This is a genomic window from Fluoribacter gormanii (assembly GCF_900156395.1).
GTDB lineage: Bacteria > Pseudomonadota > Gammaproteobacteria > Legionellales > Legionellaceae > Legionella > Legionella gormanii.
In genome coordinates this window covers 44,561-66,986 of the sequence record NZ_FTNL01000008.1, presented here as the reverse complement: position 1 = coordinate 66,986, position 22,426 = coordinate 44,561, and the positions used below count along the sequence as shown (strand labels likewise).

The following is a 22,426-nucleotide window of genomic DNA, read 5'->3' as shown; positions in this document are numbered from 1 at the left end:
ATCCTGTTTGCATCGTCCTAAAATATGCGAGGCACGTAAATGTTTTTTAATCCTCTTGATAATCGTTATCTTTACAATATCTATGATTTTAATATGCGTTTACTTCAACCATACTCAGATTATTTTGACAATGTAGCAAAACGTCTGCGCAGAATTTCTGACAATATTAATTTACCCGTAAACATTCCTTATATCTCAGCTGATGAGCAAAATGCATTAAAAAAAATGCTGGAAACAACTTCAGGCCATTTTCGCAGGCTATCTGGCTATTCCTATATTTTTCACATAATTACAAATGTTTATGACAAACCCAAATTTGATATTAATGAAGTCAAAATTAAAGATGAGTATTACGATATTCAAGAAGAACTTATAGATAAAAAAAGTTTTTGCAACCTGATCCGCTTTAAAAAAGTAAATGGTGAACATTTGAATTTGCCAAAATTACTCGTAGTAGCGCCCATGTCAGGCCACTATGCAACCTTGTTACGGGACACGGTTAGAAATTTACTTCCTTTATACGATGTCTATATTACGGACTGGAAGAACGCTCGCGATGTACCCTTGATTGAAGGCTCATTTGATTTAGATGATTTTATTGATTACATTATCTCTTATTTCAATTTACTCGCACCTAATTTAAACGTTATGGCAGTTTGCCAGCCAACTGTTCCTGTTTTAGCTGCCGTTGCGCTTATGTCTACTAATAATTCACCCAATCTTCCTCGCACAGCAATATTGCTTGGAGGACCAATCGATACGAATCAATCCCCCACTTCGGTAAATGAATTAGCAGCCTCACGAGGAGATGACTGGTTCCAACAAAATGTGATCTCAATTGTCCCTTCTCGTTTTCCAGGTGCCATGCGGCTTGTATATCCTGGTTTTATGCAACTTGCAGGCTTTATGAGTATGAATTTTCAGCGTCATGTGGAATCTTTGCAAAAAGCAGTTGATCGCTATGCCGACAATCAAAAAGAGGCCGCCTTCAAGATAATAAAATTTTACCTTGAATATTTTTCAACCATGGATCTGACTGCTGAGTTTTACATGCAAACAATAAACACCGTATTTCAAGAAAAACTGTTAACAACGGGTCGTTACAAATCACGTGGTCATAATGTACGCTTGCAGGATATAAAAAACACATCTATTCTGGCAATAGAAGGTGAGCGAGATGATATTACTGGAGTAGGACAAACAAAATCGGTTCTTAGTTTATGTAAAAATTTACCTGACTCCATGAAAAAATATTTTCTTGCCGAAGGAGTGGGGCATTATGGATTATTCAATGGCAAAAAATTCCGTAATATTATTATTCCAGAAATTCATGACTTTACTAAAACACATGCTGATTCTGAATAGATTTAGTGTAGCCCGAGTTCAGCGTAGCGAACTCAGGTTCGTAGACTTGAATAAAAGCACTCCCCCACTGCGCTAATTTAGAAAGTTTATAAACTTTCAATAAACTCGCATACTATTTTAGTGAATTGCTCAGGATATTCCACTTGTGGTAGATGCCCGCACTCCATAAAGCAATAATAACGTGCTTTAGGGATCTGATCGGCAAGCGATTTCGTGTCTTTTTCACTGAAAATTAAATCTTGATCTGAACTTAATACAAGCACTGGTACTTTGATTTTGTTAATCCAGTTCCTTGAGTCAAAATGCCTAAGCGCCGCATATTGTCCTTCATATCCTTTTACAGTAAATGGAAAAGGATATTCAAAGCCAAGCTGGATTATTTTCTCAAGCACACCGGGCTGTGCAAGAAAATGATATGAATAAACCCAACTGCATGACGCTTTAAGCAATGACTTAAGTGGGGCATAGGCTTTGAGTAGCTCCAATTGCGCATCGAGGTAAATATGAAAGACGTTATGTAATCTTGCTGCCGAATGACTAATTACTGCAGATTTAACCAATTCGGGATAGCGATAAGCCAAGCTTTGCAGGATGAAGCCCCCCATTGAATTGCCAACAAAATGAGCCTGAGGAACACCAAGTGCCGAGCATAAAGCAGCAACATCATCGGTCATTTGTTCTATAGAATAAGGTCCATCAGGGACATCAGTCTGCCCAACACCTCGATTGTCGAATAAAATAACCTGGTATTTATCTTTAAAACGTTCAACAACCTCAAACCAGGCTACATGATCCACACTAAATCCAGCAATAAAAACAATAGGCTCTCCCTTGCCATGCATCTCATAATACATGGAAATATCATTCACTTTTATATGAGGCATATTACTCCTGACATTTATCAAAATGTTTTTAAATGATCATAAAAAATATACCATTTAAAGCGAATAGGCTAAAGTACATTTTAAAGCGCCAATTGAGGTCAAGGACAACCAATGAATCATATTCTTATTGTGTATGCACAAGAAATAGAACAATACAAAAAGCATTTTATCAGTATGCTGGAAGATTTTTTAACAAAAAGAAATTATGAGCTTACCGTATGCACCTCATTAAGGGATGCCTATGATGTGAGCAGCTTAAATCCTCGAATTGTTACTGTTCTTTATGATTGGGATGATTTTGGATTTGATGATTTACATCATTTTTCGAGTCATAATAAATTATTACCTGTTTTTGCCATGGCCAATAAACATGCCTCTATTGACATCAATCTAGGCGACTTTGATCTTACTTTGGATTTTTTACAATATGATGCTAATTTAGCCCATGATGATTTTAAACGCATATTGCTTGCTATTGAAAAATACCAACACGCAATTTTACCTCCTTTTACCAAAGCGCTCATGCATTATGTTCAGGAATTGAATTATGCATTTTGTACTCCAGGACATTTAGGTGGAACCGCATTTCAAAAAAATCCAACCAGTGCCGCATTTTATGACTTTTTTGGTAAAAATATTTTTCACGCCGATCTTTCAGTTTCAATAGAAGAACTTGGAAGCTTATTGGACCACTCTGGCCCTCAACGCGACGCCGAGCAGTTTATAGCTAATGTATTTAAAAGCGATCGTTCATTAATTGTGACCAACGGAACATCTACATCCAATAAAATAGTGGGCATGTATTCTGCAACTTCCGGGGATAGCGTAATTATTGATCGAAACTGCCATAAATCAATCGCCCAATTTTTAATGATGGTTGATGTCATCCCCATTTATTTGAAGCCTACACGAAATACTTATGGGATACTGGGGGGAATCCCCAAATCGGAATATACAGAACAAGCTATCCACGACAAAATTGTGGCGCATCCCGAAGCGGTTGCTTGGCCTACGTATGCAGTCATAACGAACTCAACTTATGATGGCATACTATATAAGGTTGAAAATCTTCAAAATGAGCTCAAGGTAAAACATTTACATTTTGATAGTGCCTGGGTTCCATATACTAATTTTCATCCTATTTATGCTGAAAAATTCGGACTCAGTTTAACTCCCCAAAAAGATCAAGTTATTTTTGAAACTCAATCAACCCATAAGTTATTGGCCGCCTTTAGTCAATCTTCCATGATCCATGTTAAAGGCAATTTCAATGAACACATTCTTAATACCAATTACATGATGCATATGAGCACATCGCCTTTCTATCCTCTTGTTTCCAGTTGTGAAGTTTCGGCTGCAATGATGGCAGGAAATCAGGGGTATGATTTAATTAATGAAGCAATTGACTTGGCCTTGGATTTTCGAACAGAAATAAAGCGCTTGAAAAAACAAAGTTCTGATTGGTTTTTTGATGTATGGCAACCTGCATTAGAAAGCAAATCATCCTGCTTTCCTTTAAAACCCAACGAAAAATGGCATGGTTTTCAGGAAGTAGACGAAGATCATTTATTTCTGGATCCGGTCAAGGTAACCATTCTTTTACCAGGCATTAAGAATGATGAATTAGATGAATGGGGTATTCCAGCTACTATTGCAGAAAAATTTCTAGCATCCCATGGAATCATTGTTGAGAAAACAGGGCCATACTCCATGCTGTTTTTATTTAGTTTGGGCATTACTCGAGCCAAATCAATGGCTTTATTGGCAGCTTTAAATAAATTTAAACAGCTTTATGATGAAAATGCTCCTGTTAAAATCGTAATCCCTCAACTGCATCAAGAACATCCTGAATTTTATGAAAAAATGTCCATCCAAACCTTGGCTAGAACGCTTCATAATTTGATGCAAAAACATAATTTGCCAAAAGTGATGTACCATGCTTTTGACAAGCTACCTAAAGTAGTCATGACGCCTCATCAAGCCTATCAAAAACTTATTCGGCAAGAAACACAGCTTATACCTCTAGCACAATTAAAAGATAAAATTTCTGCTGTAATGATCTTACCCTATCCTCCTGGTATTCCCTTAATTATGCCCGGGGAACAAATCACAGATGATTGTGAATTAATTCTCGAATTTTTACTCATGTTAGATGACATAGGAAAAGCACTACCAGGTTTTGCAACTGAAATTCATGGTGTTGTCGTTGGCGAAGATGGAACACGTTGTGTGCAAATAATTAAACATGAGTAACTTTAAAAGTTCCTTACATTTTCATGGGGTATCTTTGATAAAAAGTTCTCCAAGAGATTTTCTAAGGGAGCGCAGTTTGGTTTTTTTTTGCTGAGGATATCCGATTCGACCAAGAAATAATATGGGATTTTCATGAGAAAGTGCCTGTAGCTTTTTAGATATATTAAGCGCTATATCCTGAGAGGATTTTAACTGTGAAAATTGGATTTGAGCATCAGCATAATATTGGAACATAAGCGGTGCAAAATTAGGCTGCATGACTAAACCTAATTGGGTTACGGTTAACCAAAACCGTTGCATGGCAGCACCTACTTTAAGATAGTACTCATCTCCGCTAATTGAGCTTTTTGGAATAAGAAAAAAATGAGCACCACAGAATAAGCTTGGAAGAAGATCTAATTCCAATTGATTGGTTTGTATTGCACCTAATTTATTTAGAGTCGTTATTCGAGACCATGATTTAAGTGCCCATTTCATGATCATCTGAGTTAAGGGATTAATACCAGTAGCGGCTATGGGTATACCTTGATTGGCTTGATTTTGTGGTGAAAATACGTGTTGGTGGATAGCAAATAGTTCTGGCATAGTCATTCGTAACTTTGTAGCCAACATAGTGAGCTTTGCTATGGCGATTTTCTCTGAAATCGATTCCAGCCATATAATGTCAAACTCATTTCCTATTGATTCGGCTAAGAGTCCCTTTACATGATCAGCTAATTTTAATCGTTTATAATTACCTCGTTCCACCGATCTTATTTTGATGCAATAAGCTAATGGATCTGGTTTTAATTTAAGTTTCTTTTTAAAAGTAACTAAAATTTGATGTTGCGTACTTGAGTGAGATTCATATTGGTAATCAATCTCCAAACCAAATAAACTCGCAGCAATTTTTAATGTCTCTAGTAAGAATCCACCTGAAATTAAAGTGGGTATCCCTCCAAAATCATAGCAATTCGTTGGCGTTTCATTGGTAATTACCACTCTAATTTGCGAAGAATTAACAAGTGTAAATCGCCATGGCTGTGAATTATCACCACTAGGGGCCCATCGAGCAAGTTCTAAAATTTTCTCAATTGTTGTCGCATGCTCCGGTAACAAATCATCCTTTTCTTGGCTTGATGAATTTAAGCGTTTTTTCATTAGAAAAATTTTAAATCTTTGAACTGGATGTCGATTTCCCCAAGGCATCCATCCTATACGATGCTTGCATAAATAGGGGTCAAATACATGATATCTTGGCAATGCATAAATAGGACCACGATGAAGTAAGATTTTTAAAGCTTCAGCGCCCATCACCCCCGCACATAATTGACAGGCAATCATGGTTGATGGTCCCTTTTCTAAATCAAAATTAACTCGGCTTGGATCAACTAAATAGTGTCGATTAAATAACTTAGGGTTTAATCCAACCAAAAAACGAACAGGAAGTTCTTCAGGATTGTATCCATTAAATTGAAAGTACTGTTCAAACGTCATTTGACCTGGCATCATGACCAAATAACAAGTTCCCATCCCTATAGGACCCGCAGTAATTGCCGGAATATTCATTTCATAAGCTCGCTTAAATACCTGGGCTCTTATATCTAAAACAAAAAAATCCAAGCCATCTACATATAGATCCACTCCGGATAGAAATTCGTTGATATTATGTTGATTTATTCCTTCATTAAAACAGGAAATTTCGACATTCGGGTTAATATTTTTGGCCATTTGGATAAGTACATCAATTTTGGGTTGATGAAGAGAACTTAAGGTGGCTCCAACTTGTCTGTTAAAATTTTGTATTTCAAAAGTATCCATTTCTGCAAGATGGAATTGTTCTATACCTAGGCGAACCAGCGTAAGTAAATGAATTCCGCCCACTCCGCCAAGCCCTGCGATCGCAACTTTTTTTGTTCTAAGAAAAATTTGCTCTTCTTCAGTAAGCCAACCGATGTTACGAGTAAAAGCGTTTAGATAATCAAACTGCTCGTGCCTCATAATTAGTTCCTTGTCATTTTAGAATTAAATCATCTTTTTAAATTATAATTTCTTTTTTTATTTAATGAATTTGAGTTTTATCATCGTTATCGTTAAAAGAACAATTGTATAAACAGGTTTAGTAGCCTTACATTTCATAATTTTATGATAAAGTTTAGGGTGTTTTATCAAATGGTTATGAAATCCACGAACTGCAAGATTTACTGTATTTTTCATCGTAATTGGATTCAGGAAAAAAACTTGCTCCCCGTGTTCAGAATGAGGATTAATTTTATTGAAATACTTGTCCATCCTAGTAGAAGAATGTCCTTTTCTATGAAAGGTAGAGTTTATTTTTTCAGATAAGTTATAGGTAATTACATTACCATTTTCAACTCGATATTTATCAATATTTAATTTTTGTAATACATCAAGCATCAATTGAACGATATTAGGTGGTGTCTTTTCTTTGGGGCTTGGCCATGAGGGGGGGTATTTAAGAGAGTATTCCAAAGTACCCGATGATGAAGCTAAACCACAACAGTATTTATTCTTAAAGGGATACAATAAAAATAATTTTAAAATGTGTTTTGTCATGGCATATGAAATAATACCCGAATGCTTATAAGATGTCTCAACAACCACGTTTCCAAAATAAACCAAAACATCTTTTTTAAGATGTATTATAGAAACACCTATGGTTGAAACTAGTTTTTTTGTTTTCTTATCGTAAAAGAGAAGTACGTAATCTCTTGGAGCCAAATATTCAAGCAAAGTCTCTTTGTCTAAAAATAAATACTCTTGATGAAGGGTTACATAGTCGGATTTTTGCTTACTACTCAAGTGGGCGGGCTTTACAACAATCAAATCTATTTTTTTCATAAGACACCTAAACAAACTTTTTCAATTTAACTATTTTTCCTATCCTCGAGCGTGAGAATTCGCACTCCCCTTCCATAAATAAAAAATATATACTTAGCCAAGAAATCACTTTACAAACTTTAGACTAGTATAGTACAATAATTGAACAATGTGATTTATTTTTGATGGTTATTTTTTCACTGGTTTGTTTAAAAATAAATTTCAACACCGATTCATTGAGTTATGCGATATATAATTACCGAGCAATTTGCACGAGGTGAAGAAAACGTAATTGCTGAGTTTAGTTACTTAAATGATTCTCACCTGTTTATTGCAAAAAAATTAGCCCACACAGAGCTGGAAAAACAAAAAATTATTTTTAGGCTTTATGACGATTCAGATTTATTAAAAGAATTCAATAGGGAAAATATCTCTGTTTCCCATGCAAAATATGCAGAAGGAAATGGCGATCTTAATTTCGTTCAGCTCTCATTCTACGTAATGATTAAAACAGAGAATGAGCCGGAAAAGAAAAAGATTGCTAACTTTAATGATAAAGATGATGCGAATTTGTTTATGGTTGGCAAATGCGAATCAGATGAAACACTACACGATAGTGATCTCTTATTTTTATTTAAGGAACAAAACCTGATGGATACCTTAAACAGAACGATCACGATTCATCGGAAAAATGAAACAACTCGCTTTGCAGGAAATGAAAAAGGAACAAAATTTCATCCCACTCCAATGCCAAGACGTCCAACACCGCCTGGTGGCCCTAGTGATTGTTGGATTGAAGAAGACGAGGAACATAATTAAAAAATAGAACACAATCGATGCAAGCCTATATAGCACTCGATCGCTCTCAAATTTGAGGCATAGACTTGGAGGAAATCGCTTCATCGACAAGTTCATCGATAAAAACCTCTAGAATTTCCCTAATTGCTTCGTGAATATTTTTCTTAGTCTCATTATCTATATTCTTAATATACTGCTCAGGGTGATTCAAAAGAGAATCTAAAGTTATGACTTCTTCAAGTAGGGAATCATGCGATTTTCCCTCAATGATACGCTTAATTGCATTAACTATATTAGAATCCTTTTGTGGTCTTAGACGATTTAGTATCGTTTGAACATGGATCTTAAATGTATTGACTTCGATAAAAAATTTATAATTGTTCGATTTAAGCATAATAAATATTTAATTAATTAAAATTCTTGCCACAAATAACAAAAAGTTGCAATATTATATAACAATATATAACTTCATTCCATTTTCATGCAAAGCAAGTCTGCTTTTTTCGCTTCTTCTAACGACCATTCAATAGATAACTTTGATTCCACATTTCGAAAACTTGTATTGAGGGCTTATGCGAAACGATTTAATAGTACAGCGGATGCGAGACTCTATTTGGCGATTTGCGGTGTAGACTTAGAATCCACAGTCAAAATTCTCTTAACAATGAAAAAAAATAATCTACTCAATATTTCTATTGAGCAAGCTATTTTTTCACCGGTTGGATGTGGTGATATTGCAAATGCATTTTGTACTTTGATGACCGGAGATGCGATGATTTCTTCCAGAAAGGAAACGCTCGCTTTTGCGAGTCTTGGCGAAGCGCTTGAAAACGACTTGCCTAAAGTTGTTCGCATTGATATACCAGGACATTCCTATGTCATGTTGGCTTGTGAAAAAACATCTCAAGGAGTTTGGGGATATGTGTATCAATCAAACGTAGCTTATGCGATGGAAGATAATGCTTTTTCTCTCGCCGCATGGTTGATGGACACCAAGTCCTCAAAAACCAATCTATCAGAACATCTACGAAAATTAGCACGACTGCTTGATCCCGTTGTTTCTAACTTAGAAAAAGAGATCATCTATCTTGAGTTATATTCCGCTAACCCCATAGTCGAGGTAAAAGTCCCGGCAAACATGCAAGAAATGGTCTCATATATTAATGATAATATCTTTTTCAAATACAAAACCAAGACTGTTTGTCCTCAAGATATGTTATTTATTGCGGAACGAATCAGAAACATAATAACTCAAGATGCTGAAGAGCAAGACCAATCTCTTGATGCCTATATTTCTAAAATGCAAGAAGAATTGGAAGGTTGTACTGAATTGGAATACCAAATAGAGCCCTCATAACTACAGAAATTCAATTTCTTGCTTTTAGAAATAAAGGAAATCTGTCGACAAGACAGTTAATCCGCCCCCATTTTTTATTGATGAGCTGTTATGTTACAATGTGATCAACAATCGATCTGGAGTTAATATGTGCGCTCCTTAGCATCTCCAAAGAATTATAAATGGATAGCCAGTCTCTATTTTTTTCAGAGCATGCCCTACGTGGTTGTCACCTTGATCGCGACCATAGTGTATCAACAATATGGAATGAGCAATACACAGGCTGCATTTTTAACCAGTTTATTCATGCTGCCATGGACAATTAAGCCTCTTTTTGCTCCTTTCCTCGAACATCTGGCTACGAAAAAAAAATTAACCCTTTATGCTCAAGCCATCGTAACTCTGATTTTTATCCTATTGGCATTTTGTGTCGAGAATTCCTATTTTCTTGTGATTAGTTCAGTAGGTTTTGCAGGTCTTGCTTTCATTTCTTCACTTCATGATATCGTTTCTGACGGTATTTATTTACTTAATTTAAATAATGAAGAACAAAAAAAATATGTCGCGTTACGCAGCTTTTTTTATCAAATGGGTCGGTTAATCATTAAAGGAGGCTTATTGGCTTTTATTGGCAGTTTAGCCGTTTATTATGAACTTAATGTGTGGCAAATATTTTTCTTTAGCTTATCTGTTATATCATTTTCACTCACTTTTTATCATAAAGCCAAAATCCCAGAACACCAAACCAAAGCAGAATCGATTGATCTGAATTATTACGATATTTTTAAAACACTTCTTTTTGATACTCAAATCTATCCAATATTATTCTTTATCTTTATATACAATTTTTCTGAAGCGCAAATGCAAAAAATTATTCCTTTATTTTTACTAGATAAAGGAGGATTAGGACTCAATTTATCACAGGTTGGACAGCTCTATGGAATAATTGGTGGTATTTTTCTGATGCTGGGTATTTTTGTTTCAGGCTGGCTGATTACGCGTTATAGCTTCGAAAAGTGTCTAAAAAATGTGACTTTATTTTTGCTTCTAGGTCATTTGCTTTACCTTTTATTTCCCTTTTTCCATGCACGCGACGTTCTACTCTACCTGGTCATTTTATTGAATCAATCTACGGTGGGATTAGCGAATGGAACTTACATGGGCTATCTCTTAATAATTGCCAATAGAAGTAATTATCCGATGTCCATGTATACTGTATGTACTTCAATCATGGCTTCAAGTTATGTATTTTTTGGCGCAATTAGTGGCTGGATGGAGCAAAAACTGGGTTACTCAGGTTTTTTCCTTTATATTTTTGCAGCAAATACGTCACTCCTCGTTATAACCCGCAGAACGATGAATAAGTATGATTAATTTGCTCATAACATTAGAAAATGAATTGGTACAAGCCTCCTCACTCACTGATTGTGACCATGCGCTGAGTTCTTATTTAAACAAAAAAGGGATTACTACATTTTCGTTCACTTATTATGCCTATCATCCAAATTCAGCGAATCGCTTAAAATATGATATGTGTTCTGCCAATTTCAAATCCTGGCATCAACATTATCTTGCGGAGCAATACCATAATATCGATAGTACACTGAATTTTGTTTATAACAATCATTTGCCGATTTATTGGGATTTAAAACAACAATTAGCGCAAGCAACAAGTGAATCAGAGCGAAAAATGCGAGAAGACTCTATTGCGTTTGGTGCGAAATCAGGTCTATCAATTCCTATTCATGGTCCGCATAATAATTTTGCAATCCTGTTACTCGTGCAAATGCAAAATCAACAATGTAACTTGCAAGAAAACCGAGTCCAATATGAACTCTTTGTTGCAGCACATCACTATTATCATTACATCCAACCTCATCTTTTAGATCAGGTGAGCGAAAATGAAGCTTTTCATTTAACCCAACGTGAAATTCAATGCTTATTGTTGATTGCGGAACAGTATTCAGTTAAAAAGATGTCACAACGGCTTGAGCTCAGTGAACGAACTATTAATTTCCATATTCAAAAAATCAATAAAAAATTAGGAACCAAAAATAAATATCAATCTTTGGCCAAAGCATTAGAATATCAATTATTAACATTATGATCCCCCTGTCATAATTGACAGTGGTTGTTTGTTAACCATAAGGATTAAAATTTAACTCCCTATCTATTTTGGAGGATCATAATGACTTTTTTAAAGAACGTTATGCGAATAACCACTCTTACTGCGTTTCTAATTCCCACATTAGCAAATGCAGCATTAACCTTATACACCACCAATTGGTCAATGTATGGACAAAACCCTTATGAATACGATGGCGCCTATAAAATTGGTCGACCTTATGGGCAATTAGCTTATGTTTCCAATCCAGAAATGGTCGCTCAATTTAATAAGGCTGATGTCATCGCCTGGAGTTTTTTACAAGTATGGAATAGTAAAGATCCTAATCAGGCTCAATACCAAATACCCTCCAGCTGGGATGGTTTAATGCATTTTGCTGATCTCTGGGGTGAATTACCTCTGGAAGGCTCTTGGATATCTCCCCTGCCTCCAGAAACTAAAGATTTCCTTAATTTTTGCGCTGCGAACCAAGGCGCTTGTGCTTCGGTGCAAATGAATGGCAATACCGGTCAAAAAGAATTATTCAATTACTCGGATCAAAAAGGTGTAGGGCAACTCAATAGCTTTGGCGCCTTTATTCATTCTAATAAATATACCGCAAAACGTATTATTGCCATTGGTGGAGCAAATACAACAGATAATAAAGGGATCAGCACGGCCACATTTGCAGCCATCTTCGCCAATCAAAACAAATTCCTGAATCAATTCAAATCATGGATGGATCATTTTAAAAATTTAAAGGGAATTGATTATGATTTCGAACCACCTATTGATCTACAAACGGGCGGTCAGTTACCTCCGGATGCAAATACCCTGGCTGACTACAAACATCTTTTTGATTTAGTGAAAGCCAGCCGTCAAACTTTAAGAAAAGATGCATATATCTCAGTAACAATCACAGTAAATAAAGATTATTTGCAAAAAATCAATCAATCAGTTGATGGTGGTTGGTTTAAACAAATCGCAAATTACGCTGATAGTATTAATTTGATGACTTATGACTTACATGGTCCATGGTCACAAAGCAGTGATCCCTATACCGCCGTTCATGCTTATTTAAAGCAACCGGACACCAGCCGTAAAGATGAGTTTGTGATTAACTATGCAACGGACTCCATTACAGAACAAGTTCTCGCATATGGAATGCCCAAGGAAAAATTACAAGTTGGTTTAGCAGCCTATGGTCGAGGTTTTTCTGGGGTAGATACTGGTGAAAATCCTGCACTTCCTGGTCTTGAACAACCTTGGACTGGTGCAAGTCATTTTGCCCCTGAATATTCAATACAAGATGGTCTATTACCTTATAAGGCCATAGATAAATTGGTGAAACAGCTGAATTACAAGATTTTTCATATAAATGCCTTGGATGATAACAATACTCCTTTCATTACTGGTTCGTACCTCTACAATTCAGCAGCCAAACAATTTGTTGGCTACCAATCTCCAGAGGTAGTTAAAGCCGTATGTCGATTTATTAAGAGCAAACAACTTAAAGGAGCCATTATGTGGAGTGCTGATACAGACTTACCCGTTTCTAATCCAAACAGTCTAGTTGCTGCTTACAAAAACCAATGTAATTAATCCTGTAGCCTGGGTGCAACGCAACCCAGGCTGCAAGACTATAAGACTTGAATCATTGCTTTCCATTAACTATGATTTGAAATATATAATTTCAAAATCAAGATCGATGGACCGTTTCACTTCCCCTATGGCTTCAAAATGGAAAATGATTTTGGTTTTCCTGTCACTGATTGCAATTTTTCTATACGTCATGATGAAAATAATGGATTTCCCTCGAGCAGAAATCCCTTTATTGATTATTATGCTCCTGGGTGGAGTCCCTTTGTTTCTACAAATTGCATTCAAATTGATTCGGGGAAACTTAGGGGCTGACTCCTTGGCTGCTATTGCATTAATCACCGGAACTTTTCTTCATGAATACCTGACTGTTGTGCTCATTATTCTGATGTTGGCGGGCGGACAAACATTAGAGCAATATGCGATGCGTAAAGCCTCCTCTGTTTTGATGGCTCTTGCTGAGCGTATGCCTACCAAAGCGCATCGAAAAATAAAAGACCAGATTGAAGACATCACATTAGCTGATATTCGTGTTGACGATAATATAGTGATTTTTCCTTATGAAATCTGTCCTGTCGATGGTAATGTTGTCGAGGGGCATGGGGTTATGGATGAATCCTATCTGACTGGTGAACCGTATATGATATCAAAAGCTCCGGGAACTGCTGTAATTTCCGGTGCAATCAATGGGCAATCCCCTTTGACCATTCAAGCAACAAGATTACCTTCTGATTCACGTTATGCAGCGATCGTCGAGGTGCTTAAGGAAGCAGAGCAAAAAAGACCTTCTTTACGACGATTAGGGGATCAAATTGGTGCAATTTTTGCTCCTTTAGCCTTGATTTTTGCATTTACTGCCTGGTACCTCACTGGAGAGGCAATGCGTTTTCTTGCTGTGGTTGTCATCGCAACTCCCTGTCCTTTACTGATTGCAATTCCTATTACATTGATCAGCGCCATTTCCATGGCAGCAAAACAAAGTATTATTATTCGCGATCCCACCGTTCTTGAACGATTGCCTACATGCCAAACTGCAATTTTTGATAAAACCGGCACTCTGACTTATGGTAAACCTACATTATCAGAAATTCATCTCGCCAAAAATACAAACCTGACCCCAGAAATCATTTTACAATCCATAGCAAGTCTTGAACGTTATTCAAAACATCCGCTGGCTCCCGCAATTCTTAAAGCAGCTCAAGAGCACCATTTAGAATTGCTTGAAGCCTCCCATGTTTCCGAAAAACCAGGACAAGGTTTAACCGGAGTCATAGCAAATCACAAAATTTATGTTACCAGTCGCAATAAATTTCTACTCAATCAGCCTCAATCTGCAAATGAACTTCCGCCAGAGTCCCCAGGATTAGAGTGTCTTGTCCTCTACGATGAACAATTTGTGGCCTCATTAATTTTTCATGATGCTCCCCGAAAAGAAGGGAAATCCTTTATCAGTCACTTAACCCCTTCACATCAATTTAAAAAAATAATGGTTGTCTCTGGTGATCGGGAATCCGAAGTACAATATTTAGCGTCTCAGTTAGACCTGAAAGAAATTCGTGCCTCACAAAGTCCTGAACAAAAACTTGCCATTGTTCGAGAAGAAAGGAAAAAAGCACCTACAGTTTTTATGGGTGATGGTATAAATGACGCGCCCGCACTTACAGCAGCAACCGTAGGGATTGCCTTTGGTCAATACAGTAATATAACTTCTGAAGCAGCAGGCGCCGTAATCATGGAAAATACGTTGGAAAAAGTGGATGAATTGATTCATCTGAGCTTGAATGTCCGAAAGATTGCCTTACAAAGTGCCATTGGCGGAATGCTACTCAGTATCATAGGGATGGGCTTCGCTGCTACTGGCTTTATTACTCCAGTCGCCGGCGCAATTCTTCAAGAGCTAATTGATGGGCTTGCTATTATCAATGCGCTAAGGCTCGCATGGGGAGGAAAAATCAAAATTGATTTACCCCCTGTTATCGCTTCATTTATTGGCTAAACTACTTCGATAGCATAAATCAATTTTAACTTCGATTTTGTTATTCTTTTATACCCATTTAAAAAAGAACACGACTTGCGCCCCCAAGATCTATCCAAATAATGATTTAATGAACGAGTTAAACTAAATGACCGAATTAAGAATACTTTTTAATAAAGAGATTGGTTTTTTCGTAAGTCCTCAACAAGTTTGCACTATAATGTATATAGTGGAGTATAAAATTGGAGGTAAAGGATATGAACTCAGCTAAAGAGAAGGATCCTTATGAAGCCAGAATTAAAATAGAGGAAAAAATTATTTCTTCAACAACTGGATCAAATATTGAGTCATTAATGATACTTTTGACTGAAAAATGTGATTTGGAACATTCAGGAGCTGAAGGAGAAATCATCGAGATTGCTACAGGTAAAGTCATATATAGATGTCATAAACAAACCATAATAGATCAATAAAGGTTCCTAAAACGCGTTCAAATCCCATAAAAAATCACTAATCCTCATCACATTACAACAAACCTCTGATCCAATCGAGCACAATATTTGCAAAATAATTAATTAAAGCCAAAGATATCCAGCAGGAATTATTGCAAGCAAGCAAAGCTAATGTATTATTAAATATATAATACAGGCAAGGAAGTCTTATTTATGTACAAAAAAATTATGGTAGCAGTTGATGAATGTAAAGCGTCCACTCTAGCACTAAAAGAAGCCATCAAACTCGCGAAGAATCAAAACTCCAAGCTATGTGTAATTCATATCATTGATACACTGTATGAAGGAGATGTCGATCGTGAATCATTTGTTGAGCTAACAAGAAAACAAGGACAGGAAGTTCTAAACTCAATGAAAAAAATTCTCAGTCGTTCGAAAGTAGAGTTTGAAATGAAACTCACCGAATTAACTCCTTCTAAAGCACAAGTTGCCGAAAAACTTGTTGATGAAGCAACGGCATTATCTGCTAACTTAATTGTGATTGGTACTCATGGTCGCCGTGGCATTCATCATATACTTACCGGCAGTATTGCAGAGGAACTCATACGAATATCTAAAACTCCGGTATTGCTGGTTAGGGGTTAGTGATTACTGCCTCACTACAACGCTTCCCTGCCACAGCAATCTACGGATATAATTCAATTAATACGATTCGAAGTTACGCTAAAGCCACAATCTTTCACAGGTTTATTAATGTATCGTTTTATTCTATTTATATTAGTTTTTCTCGCCACATCGGCAAACGCTACAACAAATATTACTGTCAGTGATTATCAACGTACTTATGTACCAGTTTACACGCAAGATGGTACTCTCTCGATTGCAATACGTGTATTTAAGAGAAATAACGTACCTTCGTTTCTAATTGTTAACACAAATAATTTAGCAACCAGCGTTGTTCCCATTGCTAAAATTTCTCTGACCGATGGCAAAAACAATAATCGGCTTGGTGATTATGCTCAATGGCAAATTGAAAGAACAAATTATTATCAATTACTGCAAAAATATACCGCGAAACCATACACAATTGAAAATTATGGGATTACCCATGCTAAAAGTGGTGTTGAGGGCAACATATTAACAATAGACATGTGTCAATCTTCTGTTTTTTTTGAAAAAGACTTTTTTGATCAATTAGCCGCCATGGCGACTAGAAAACCTATTCCAATTGCTCTCTCCTTGTCAGGCTTGTGGTTACTGATGCATCAAGAAGAATTTAAATATCTATTATCACTACAACAAAATAACAAGTTAAAAATTACATGGATTAATCATTCTTTTAGTCATCCTTATTATGATGATTTACCCCATACAAAAAATTTTCTTTTATCTGAGATGATTAACGAAGACAACGAAATTCTATTAACTGAGCAATATCTCTTAGAGGCAGATCAAATACCATCTGTATTTTTTAGATTTCCAGGACTGGTATCTGATAAAAAGTTAATTATGAAAATAAAACAATTTGGCTTATTACCTCTAGGCGCAGATGCATGGATAGCGAAACATCAACTGATCACTAAAGGCGGAATAATATTAGTACATGGCAATGGTAATGAACATGACGGTATTAATGAATTAACTCCAAAACTAAAACAGCTAAAGCTAATCGATATTAATGAAAATATATAAATGCATCCGATACCTTTTTATAAAGGGAATTTGTACATTTAAATAATACTCGCTTATACATAGCCAGGCTATGCTGCTGCCTGAACGCAGTTGATTGCGCTACGTTCTATATCACAATTACAAATTTGATATTACTAACAATCCAATAAAGATACAGTCCCTAATATATCATTTTTTATTAACTTCTTTTGCCCTTGAACCGCTAACCCTGCTCGAAAAGGTCTATATTAATAAAATCTTAATAATATTATGCTAATTTATAGCTTATAATTTATACATTTTGATATAATTATGCCGATAATATACTCAAAGCAACGAATAAACTTTGATTCTTTGACTGATAGCGATCTACCTCGATATGAGTATCATCGTACTTTACGTAGTGCACTTGGCTTATCTGCTACCAGCTATTCTCAGCAAACAAAAGACGGGATAATTTACCAATGGGATAATATAGCTCCAGAGGTTGCTCTTGTTATTCTTCAAGACGCTCAAAAACAAAAAATTAATATTCAGAATGAAATAATTCATAGTATAGGAGAAGATGTATTTCATAAGGAGTGTTTGCAAAATGCTATTGATAAATTACAGAACAATCCACGTTACTCCCTTTTTGTAGAAAAATTAGCGCTACATATTACCGCAAAAAAATCTAAAAAGCTTAGTCTGGAAAATTTAAAATCAGCTGGAATTATAACTCTGGAGCAATTTGATGAAGTATTTACTCAATTTTTGTATGTACAAAATAAATTAGACAAGAGCTTCCCTAATTTCAAGAAGATAACAGAAGAAGATGATTATTATCAGTTCGTCACTTTTTTGGCAAACGAGCCATTATATGAATCTTTTCTTCAGTCATTTACTCAATATCTTGCTACAGAGTTTAATAAAGGCAGGATAAAAAGCAATCATGTTGCAGCACCTGTAGAAATCGATAGTAAATCGCTATCAAGTTTTTTTCAGGCAATTAGCTATGATTTAAGTTTACAGCCTCCCAAAAAACCACTGCAAACAAATACGTTATATGTCACATTACTCCAAGATGAATTGAGCTATACAGTCGTTGACGTCGCTGGGAATGAAATTACCGCATCAATCCCTTTTCGTGAATGCACTTTTGCGGTGAATGAGCAAACCACCGAGGAAGAACTGAAAAGTCATCTACAGGATCTTTTGAAAGTCACATCTCAAAGAGGTCATACAGGAGATATTGCACTTAGTACTGTAGCATTAAGAGATAAGGGAATTGCTTTTCTGGAAAGCGATATCGGTTCAAGCTTATTTTTATCTCATTTACCGGCAGTCGATTTGGTTAAGGATGAGGGATATAAATTTAATCTTTATCAATGGTTAAATCAGGGAAATTTAGATCGCTTAAAAGATCTTTTGGTTTCAGGAACATGTCAACGTTATAACCAGGAATTAGATGCCTGGATAAAACAAATGACTAATCCTGCAGAAATAAATGAAGAATTTAAAAAAGAAATCGAGGCGATTGGTGCTTTAATGAAAGAAATTACAGCACTAATTGCCAGCCTTGAGGATGATCCAAATGCAAAAGACAAGGAATTAGATGAAAAAATAGATCATTTGCTCGTTCATTTAAAAGATCTTAAGAAGCTTTATAACAGCACCCCTCTTTTAAAACCAGGAGAAGATCTACCTTCAACAGTCGGTAATTTTGAGAATTTCATCAAAAAAATCATCTTCAACTCATCTGATGAGAAGTTAACTCAATATGTTGCCGACAGCTCTGATAAAGATAAAATTTGGAAATTGCATTTAATCGAGTTGGTTAGTGGATTAGTTAATGACAGAAATTTTGTTTCAGTTCGCGATATAAAAAATAAAAATGACCATTCTTTTTTAACAGATAAAGATGGTTCCGTTCTACCGGCTCCTCTTGTCTTTAGAGAACAACTTAAGATGAGACTTACATCATATCTCAAAAAAGATGTTCATCGTTATCACTCCGTACAGAGTTATCAAAATGATAAATTAAACATGACACAAGCACCTGTTGTTTTTAGAGGCGGTCATTTAACTGACTCCCTAGAGGAAACCGTGCTCTTTGCAAAAAAAATGACCCGAACTGGCGAGTATTCTGCTGACAGTCACTTATTATCCGGGCAAGAAAATAATATTAAAAAACATGAAATTCGCTCCGGAGCAGCCGTAACCTTGGCTGCTACGGGCGTTGATGGAACACGTTCCGTTACGGATAAATTTGATGTTGCACTTAAATTTGGTGGTATGCATGATGTAAAGATTCTCTATATTGTTCGAGGAAAAGAATCATTTCATTCACAACCTTTTGCAGAAAGAGTAGGAAAAACAAAATTAGGTGAAATAGCTTATACCCATGTTGATCCTCATGATTATGTCATGACAATCCTCTATAATCGTAATAATGAAATACTTGATGTTATCCCAGGAAACCTAGATGGAGAAATCCAGGGAGTAAGTGAATTTACACGAGAAGTGATTACCTCGGGGATTAAATTTTATAATGAAAAGCATAATGAATCTTCAACCTTTAAATCTTTGGTGAAACTACCAACTCCGTTAAGTCAGGAACAACCAGTAACAACCCATTCGCCCAAGAAAAAACCGTTAATTGAGATTCTTCATTCTCATCAATCAGAATCAGTTTCATCTGCTCAATTAAAGCCATCTTCAAAAAAACTCAGCGGCATCAGAATCACTCGACACACTCGTGATGGCCATAAACTGCTGGAATTAGAAACGTTGAGACCTGAAGTAGCATCCCTTAAATTATCAGACGAAAAGCTAGAACTTCCTGAGGGTTCGTTCAAATTAATTCCTGGGCGATTAAACGAAGTAAGGGAAGCGGCTTTGGCTCACTTCAATATGAGGCATATTTTAACACTGAAAGGTTTTAATCGATGGAGCATTCGAGAAAGACAGTTACAGGAAACGTACAATCGTATATTACAACCTCATTTTATGGAAGGTGACATTCAGGAACAATTAGCACACGCTAATATCGCTCATGAAGAATGGTTAACTGACGTGTTAGTACCCAGAATGCAAACAGCATTGATGCTTCATCTCGCTGCGCGATTAATTACCGATTACCGAGTTGATACAGAAGAGGTAAACACACTCGCTCAAAAATTATTTCATGACATCATGGATGCAGGCCAAACCTATTCATTGGTGATTAACTGGTCCATTATTCATGACTCACTTAACGAAACTGAAGTAAATCAACAGTGTATTAAAAATGCCCAAAAACGAATACAACAATTACATCCGTCCTTAACCATGGACAGCCTCGAATACGAATCCAAATTCAAATCATTTTTGATAATGGAAGAAAATAAGGTCCGAAAACAACTGGTCAATAAAAAAATGTCCGAGTTTTTGGATCAAAATCTGGACCGTTTTGTGCAAAAATATAAACTTGAGAAAAAACCAATTTATTCATTGACTGATAATCGTGATTTTGTTTTTTTAGGCCCTGCAGCGAGCGGTAAAAGTTCCATTTCCAATCTATATATCACAAAGGAAGAACGAAAGGATTATGTATCCTTAGCCACAGATGATTATCGAGGCATATTTATGCCATTTACGGAAGAATTTGAAAAACGAGAAACAGAGCAGGCCTTTATTCGCACCCAAGACAGCGCATATTTAATCAGCGAACTTGTTGAGGAACGAATTTTAGCCCAAAAAGATAAAAGACCTAATATTATTGTCGATGGCGTGACCTACAAATCATCACAAAAAGCTTTAGTAGAAAAGAATAATAATTCTATTGTAGTCTGTGCGTGTTTGGATGATATGTCTCAAGTTGTCAAACGCTGTTATGATAGAGCAAAACAAGAAGAAAGCGGTTCAGCTGATAAAGGTCGATACGTTAACACCACCAGCCTGCTTCATATGCATAAAACAGCAAGCCTCAATTTATTAACTTGTTGTGCTCCCAATACGACCATTGCTTTTTATAATACTAATGTACCGCGTGGCATGACTCCTCCTTTGATTGCTACTGTGGACACGCATGGAGAAAAGACACTTACAATTAACCATACTCAAGGTTCCTTGATGTATTTAGCTTCTTTTTTCAATAAGGCACGCGTTAATGTTAGAGCCCAAAACGACCAACATCTTTTTTTAGACAGATTAAAACATCCTGAGTTTCAGATTGATTCATTATTCGCAGTTATGGATCATGGATTTAAAATTGTCGTACAGGGTGAAAATAAATTGCCTTGTTTATCCGTCAAAAAAGAAACTAATGGTCAGCTCGTTATGGAAATTCTTGACCCAGAGCAAGTCAAAAATAAAATCGAAGAAAATAAAACTGAAAAAGCCTTATTGCAAATGCTTTTATTGTATGGGCAACTCGGAAGTTTAAAAGCAGTTCAGAAAGAATGTTTGCTGCATGAAGAAATTGATTTAATCGTCGAGAAAATCATTAATTGTCAATCCGAAACCCGACAGATAAGAACAAAGAATGTTGAATTCACTTAAAAATCAGTTTGCATCTATAATGTATAGAGTGAATAATTAATGCGACATAATTCGTTATTAGATCAGGAGTAACTATGAACACTCGTTTGCTGAAAAAAATCACGCGAGAGAGAAATAAAGTAGAACACTTTATCGATTATATGCGCGCTATCTTTGAAAAAACTCCTGATACTTCCGAGAGAGCAAATCGTCTTGAAGTGTTTGATACCTTATTACTTTTAGCAACCTATGCAAATGTTGAAGAGCTTGAAAATGAATTGCAAAGTGTACTGCCCAAAGATGAAAATACAGATACTATCTCATACATGCAAGAGCATCTTCGAGAGATCAATGGCTTTTGCACGAGTTCATTTAGCGATGAACATGAAGTGTATAAAAATTTATTCACTGCTATCACTCCAGAAAAAAAACAAGGTGTGCGTGACCTCTTGAGTCAATCAATTATGGAACTCATTTTTGAGAAAACAAATACTCTATCAACTCGATTAAGTATGTAAAATAATATTTTTTCTGCCAGGTTCCCCCCTCACAATAAAACAATCCATTTTACCCTGCTTAAAACGAATTTGTTTTTAAAATTCACTCGCTAACTGATTGTTTAAATATATAAAAATGTTCATTCATGTGGGAATCCAAACAGTAGCGCCT

Annotated in this window: 17 protein-coding genes; 13 read left to right on the top strand and 4 right to left on the bottom strand. The window is 36.0% G+C overall.

Annotated elements, in window-relative coordinates:
* The first annotated feature begins 39 nt into the window (after nt 1-39).
* Nucleotides 40-1,365: a polyhydroxyalkanoate depolymerase gene (phaZ, locus tag BW930_RS06790; RefSeq protein WP_058468661.1), complete on the top strand. Its 1,326-nt coding sequence runs from the start codon at nt 40-42 to the stop codon at nt 1,363-1,365.
* A gap of 86 nt (nt 1,366-1,451) precedes the next feature.
* Here the strand turns inward: phaZ and BW930_RS06785 are convergent, their stop codons facing one another.
* Nucleotides 1,452-2,249 (bottom strand): alpha/beta fold hydrolase, encoded by a 798-nt coding sequence (locus BW930_RS06785; RefSeq protein WP_058468660.1) that lies wholly within the window; start codon nt 2,247-2,249, stop codon nt 1,452-1,454.
* A gap of 111 nt (nt 2,250-2,360) precedes the next feature.
* Between BW930_RS06785 and ldcC the strand changes: the two genes are divergently transcribed.
* A complete protein-coding gene (gene ldcC / locus BW930_RS06780) occupies nt 2,361-4,502 on the top strand; it encodes a lysine decarboxylase LdcC (RefSeq protein WP_058468659.1) in 2,142 nt (713 codons plus the stop codon).
* Between the two features lie 21 nt (nt 4,503-4,523).
* Here the strand turns inward: ldcC and BW930_RS17115 are convergent, their stop codons facing one another.
* Entirely contained in the window at nt 4,524-6,482 is a 1,959-nt protein-coding gene (locus BW930_RS17115) for a ThiF family adenylyltransferase (RefSeq protein WP_064276649.1), read from the bottom strand.
* Nucleotides 6,483-6,539: 57 nt separating this feature from the next.
* On the bottom strand, nt 6,540-7,343 hold the full coding sequence (locus tag BW930_RS06770) for a hypothetical protein (protein ID WP_058468658.1): 804 nt from the start codon (nt 7,341-7,343) through the stop codon (nt 6,540-6,542).
* A 222-nt stretch (nt 7,344-7,565) separates the two neighbouring features.
* Between BW930_RS06770 and BW930_RS06765 the strand changes: the two genes are divergently transcribed.
* On the top strand, nt 7,566-8,141 hold the full coding sequence (locus tag BW930_RS06765; protein WP_058468657.1) for a hypothetical protein: 576 nt from the start codon (nt 7,566-7,568) through the stop codon (nt 8,139-8,141).
* A gap of 46 nt (nt 8,142-8,187) precedes the next feature.
* Here the strand turns inward: BW930_RS06765 and BW930_RS06760 are convergent, their stop codons facing one another.
* Nucleotides 8,188-8,514: a hypothetical protein gene (locus BW930_RS06760; protein WP_058468656.1), complete on the bottom strand. Its 327-nt coding sequence runs from the start codon at nt 8,512-8,514 to the stop codon at nt 8,188-8,190.
* 87 nt (nt 8,515-8,601) lie between these two features.
* On the opposite strand from BW930_RS06760, the gene BW930_RS06755 reads away from it, so the two are divergent.
* The 10 genes from BW930_RS06755 (at nt 8,602) to BW930_RS06710 (ending at nt 22,275) form a co-directional block, all read left to right on the top strand.
* Nucleotides 8,602-9,477: a hypothetical protein gene (locus tag BW930_RS06755; RefSeq protein WP_058468655.1), complete on the top strand. Its 876-nt coding sequence runs from the start codon at nt 8,602-8,604 to the stop codon at nt 9,475-9,477.
* 129 nt (nt 9,478-9,606) lie between these two features.
* Entirely contained in the window at nt 9,607-10,830 is a 1,224-nt protein-coding gene (locus BW930_RS06750) for an MFS transporter (RefSeq protein WP_058468654.1), read from the top strand.
* A complete protein-coding gene (locus BW930_RS06745; protein ID WP_058468653.1) occupies nt 10,823-11,563 on the top strand; it encodes a helix-turn-helix transcriptional regulator in 741 nt (246 codons plus the stop codon). The genes BW930_RS06750 and BW930_RS06745 overlap by 8 nt, the downstream gene beginning before the upstream one ends.
* 81 nt (nt 11,564-11,644) lie before the next feature.
* Complete coding sequence (locus BW930_RS06740) at nt 11,645-13,162, top strand: glycosyl hydrolase family 18 protein (protein ID WP_058468652.1); 1,518 nt, start codon at nt 11,645-11,647, stop codon at nt 13,160-13,162.
* A 106-nt stretch (nt 13,163-13,268) separates the two neighbouring features.
* Nucleotides 13,269-15,155 carry a heavy metal translocating P-type ATPase gene (locus tag BW930_RS06735; protein ID WP_058468715.1) on the top strand — a complete coding sequence of 629 codons (1,887 nt, stop codon included), beginning with the start codon at nt 13,269-13,271 and terminating at the stop codon, nt 15,153-15,155.
* 236 nt (nt 15,156-15,391) lie between these two features.
* Nucleotides 15,392-15,607 (top strand): hypothetical protein, encoded by a 216-nt coding sequence (locus BW930_RS06730; protein ID WP_058468651.1) that lies wholly within the window; start codon nt 15,392-15,394, stop codon nt 15,605-15,607.
* 192 nt (nt 15,608-15,799) lie between these two features.
* A complete protein-coding gene (locus tag BW930_RS06725) occupies nt 15,800-16,231 on the top strand; it encodes a universal stress protein (protein WP_058468650.1) in 432 nt (143 codons plus the stop codon).
* A gap of 108 nt (nt 16,232-16,339) precedes the next feature.
* Nucleotides 16,340-17,278, top strand: a complete 939-nt coding sequence (locus BW930_RS06720; RefSeq protein WP_058468649.1) for a polysaccharide deacetylase family protein — start codon at nt 16,340-16,342, stop codon at nt 17,276-17,278.
* Nucleotides 17,279-17,569: 291 nt separating this feature from the next.
* Nucleotides 17,570-21,778 (top strand): DEAD/DEAH box helicase family protein, encoded by a 4,209-nt coding sequence (locus BW930_RS06715; protein WP_058468648.1) that lies wholly within the window; start codon nt 17,570-17,572, stop codon nt 21,776-21,778.
* A gap of 74 nt (nt 21,779-21,852) precedes the next feature.
* A complete protein-coding gene (locus BW930_RS06710) occupies nt 21,853-22,275 on the top strand; it encodes a hypothetical protein (RefSeq protein WP_058468647.1) in 423 nt (140 codons plus the stop codon).
* Nucleotides 22,276-22,426 lie beyond the last annotated feature (151 nt).

What these genes read in the sequence shown, in the direction of transcription:
- phaZ (WP_058468661.1), top strand. Translation starts at nt 40, where the DNA reads ATGTTTTTTAATCCTCTTGATAATCGTTATCTTTACAATATCTATGAT.
- BW930_RS06785 (WP_058468660.1), bottom strand. Translation starts at nt 2,249, where the DNA reads ATGCCTCATATAAAAGTGAATGATATTTCCATGTATTATGAGATGCAT.
- ldcC (WP_058468659.1), top strand. Translation starts at nt 2,361, where the DNA reads ATGAATCATATTCTTATTGTGTATGCACAAGAAATAGAACAATACAAA.
- BW930_RS17115 (WP_064276649.1), bottom strand. Translation starts at nt 6,482, where the DNA reads ATGAGGCACGAGCAGTTTGATTATCTAAACGCTTTTACTCGTAACATC.
- BW930_RS06770 (WP_058468658.1), bottom strand. Translation starts at nt 7,343, where the DNA reads ATGAAAAAAATAGATTTGATTGTTGTAAAGCCCGCCCACTTGAGTAGT.
- BW930_RS06765 (WP_058468657.1), top strand. Translation starts at nt 7,566, where the DNA reads ATGCGATATATAATTACCGAGCAATTTGCACGAGGTGAAGAAAACGTA.
- BW930_RS06760 (WP_058468656.1), bottom strand. Translation starts at nt 8,514, where the DNA reads ATGCTTAAATCGAACAATTATAAATTTTTTATCGAAGTCAATACATTT.
- BW930_RS06755 (WP_058468655.1), top strand. Translation starts at nt 8,602, where the DNA reads ATGCAAAGCAAGTCTGCTTTTTTCGCTTCTTCTAACGACCATTCAATA.
- BW930_RS06745 (WP_058468653.1), top strand. Translation starts at nt 10,823, where the DNA reads ATGATTAATTTGCTCATAACATTAGAAAATGAATTGGTACAAGCCTCC.
- BW930_RS06740 (WP_058468652.1), top strand. Translation starts at nt 11,645, where the DNA reads ATGACTTTTTTAAAGAACGTTATGCGAATAACCACTCTTACTGCGTTT.
- BW930_RS06735 (WP_058468715.1), top strand. Translation starts at nt 13,269, where the DNA reads ATGGACCGTTTCACTTCCCCTATGGCTTCAAAATGGAAAATGATTTTG.
- BW930_RS06730 (WP_058468651.1), top strand. Translation starts at nt 15,392, where the DNA reads ATGAACTCAGCTAAAGAGAAGGATCCTTATGAAGCCAGAATTAAAATA.
- BW930_RS06725 (WP_058468650.1), top strand. Translation starts at nt 15,800, where the DNA reads ATGTACAAAAAAATTATGGTAGCAGTTGATGAATGTAAAGCGTCCACT.
- BW930_RS06720 (WP_058468649.1), top strand. Translation starts at nt 16,340, where the DNA reads ATGTATCGTTTTATTCTATTTATATTAGTTTTTCTCGCCACATCGGCA.
- BW930_RS06715 (WP_058468648.1), top strand. Translation starts at nt 17,570, where the DNA reads ATGCCGATAATATACTCAAAGCAACGAATAAACTTTGATTCTTTGACT.
- BW930_RS06710 (WP_058468647.1), top strand. Translation starts at nt 21,853, where the DNA reads ATGAACACTCGTTTGCTGAAAAAAATCACGCGAGAGAGAAATAAAGTA.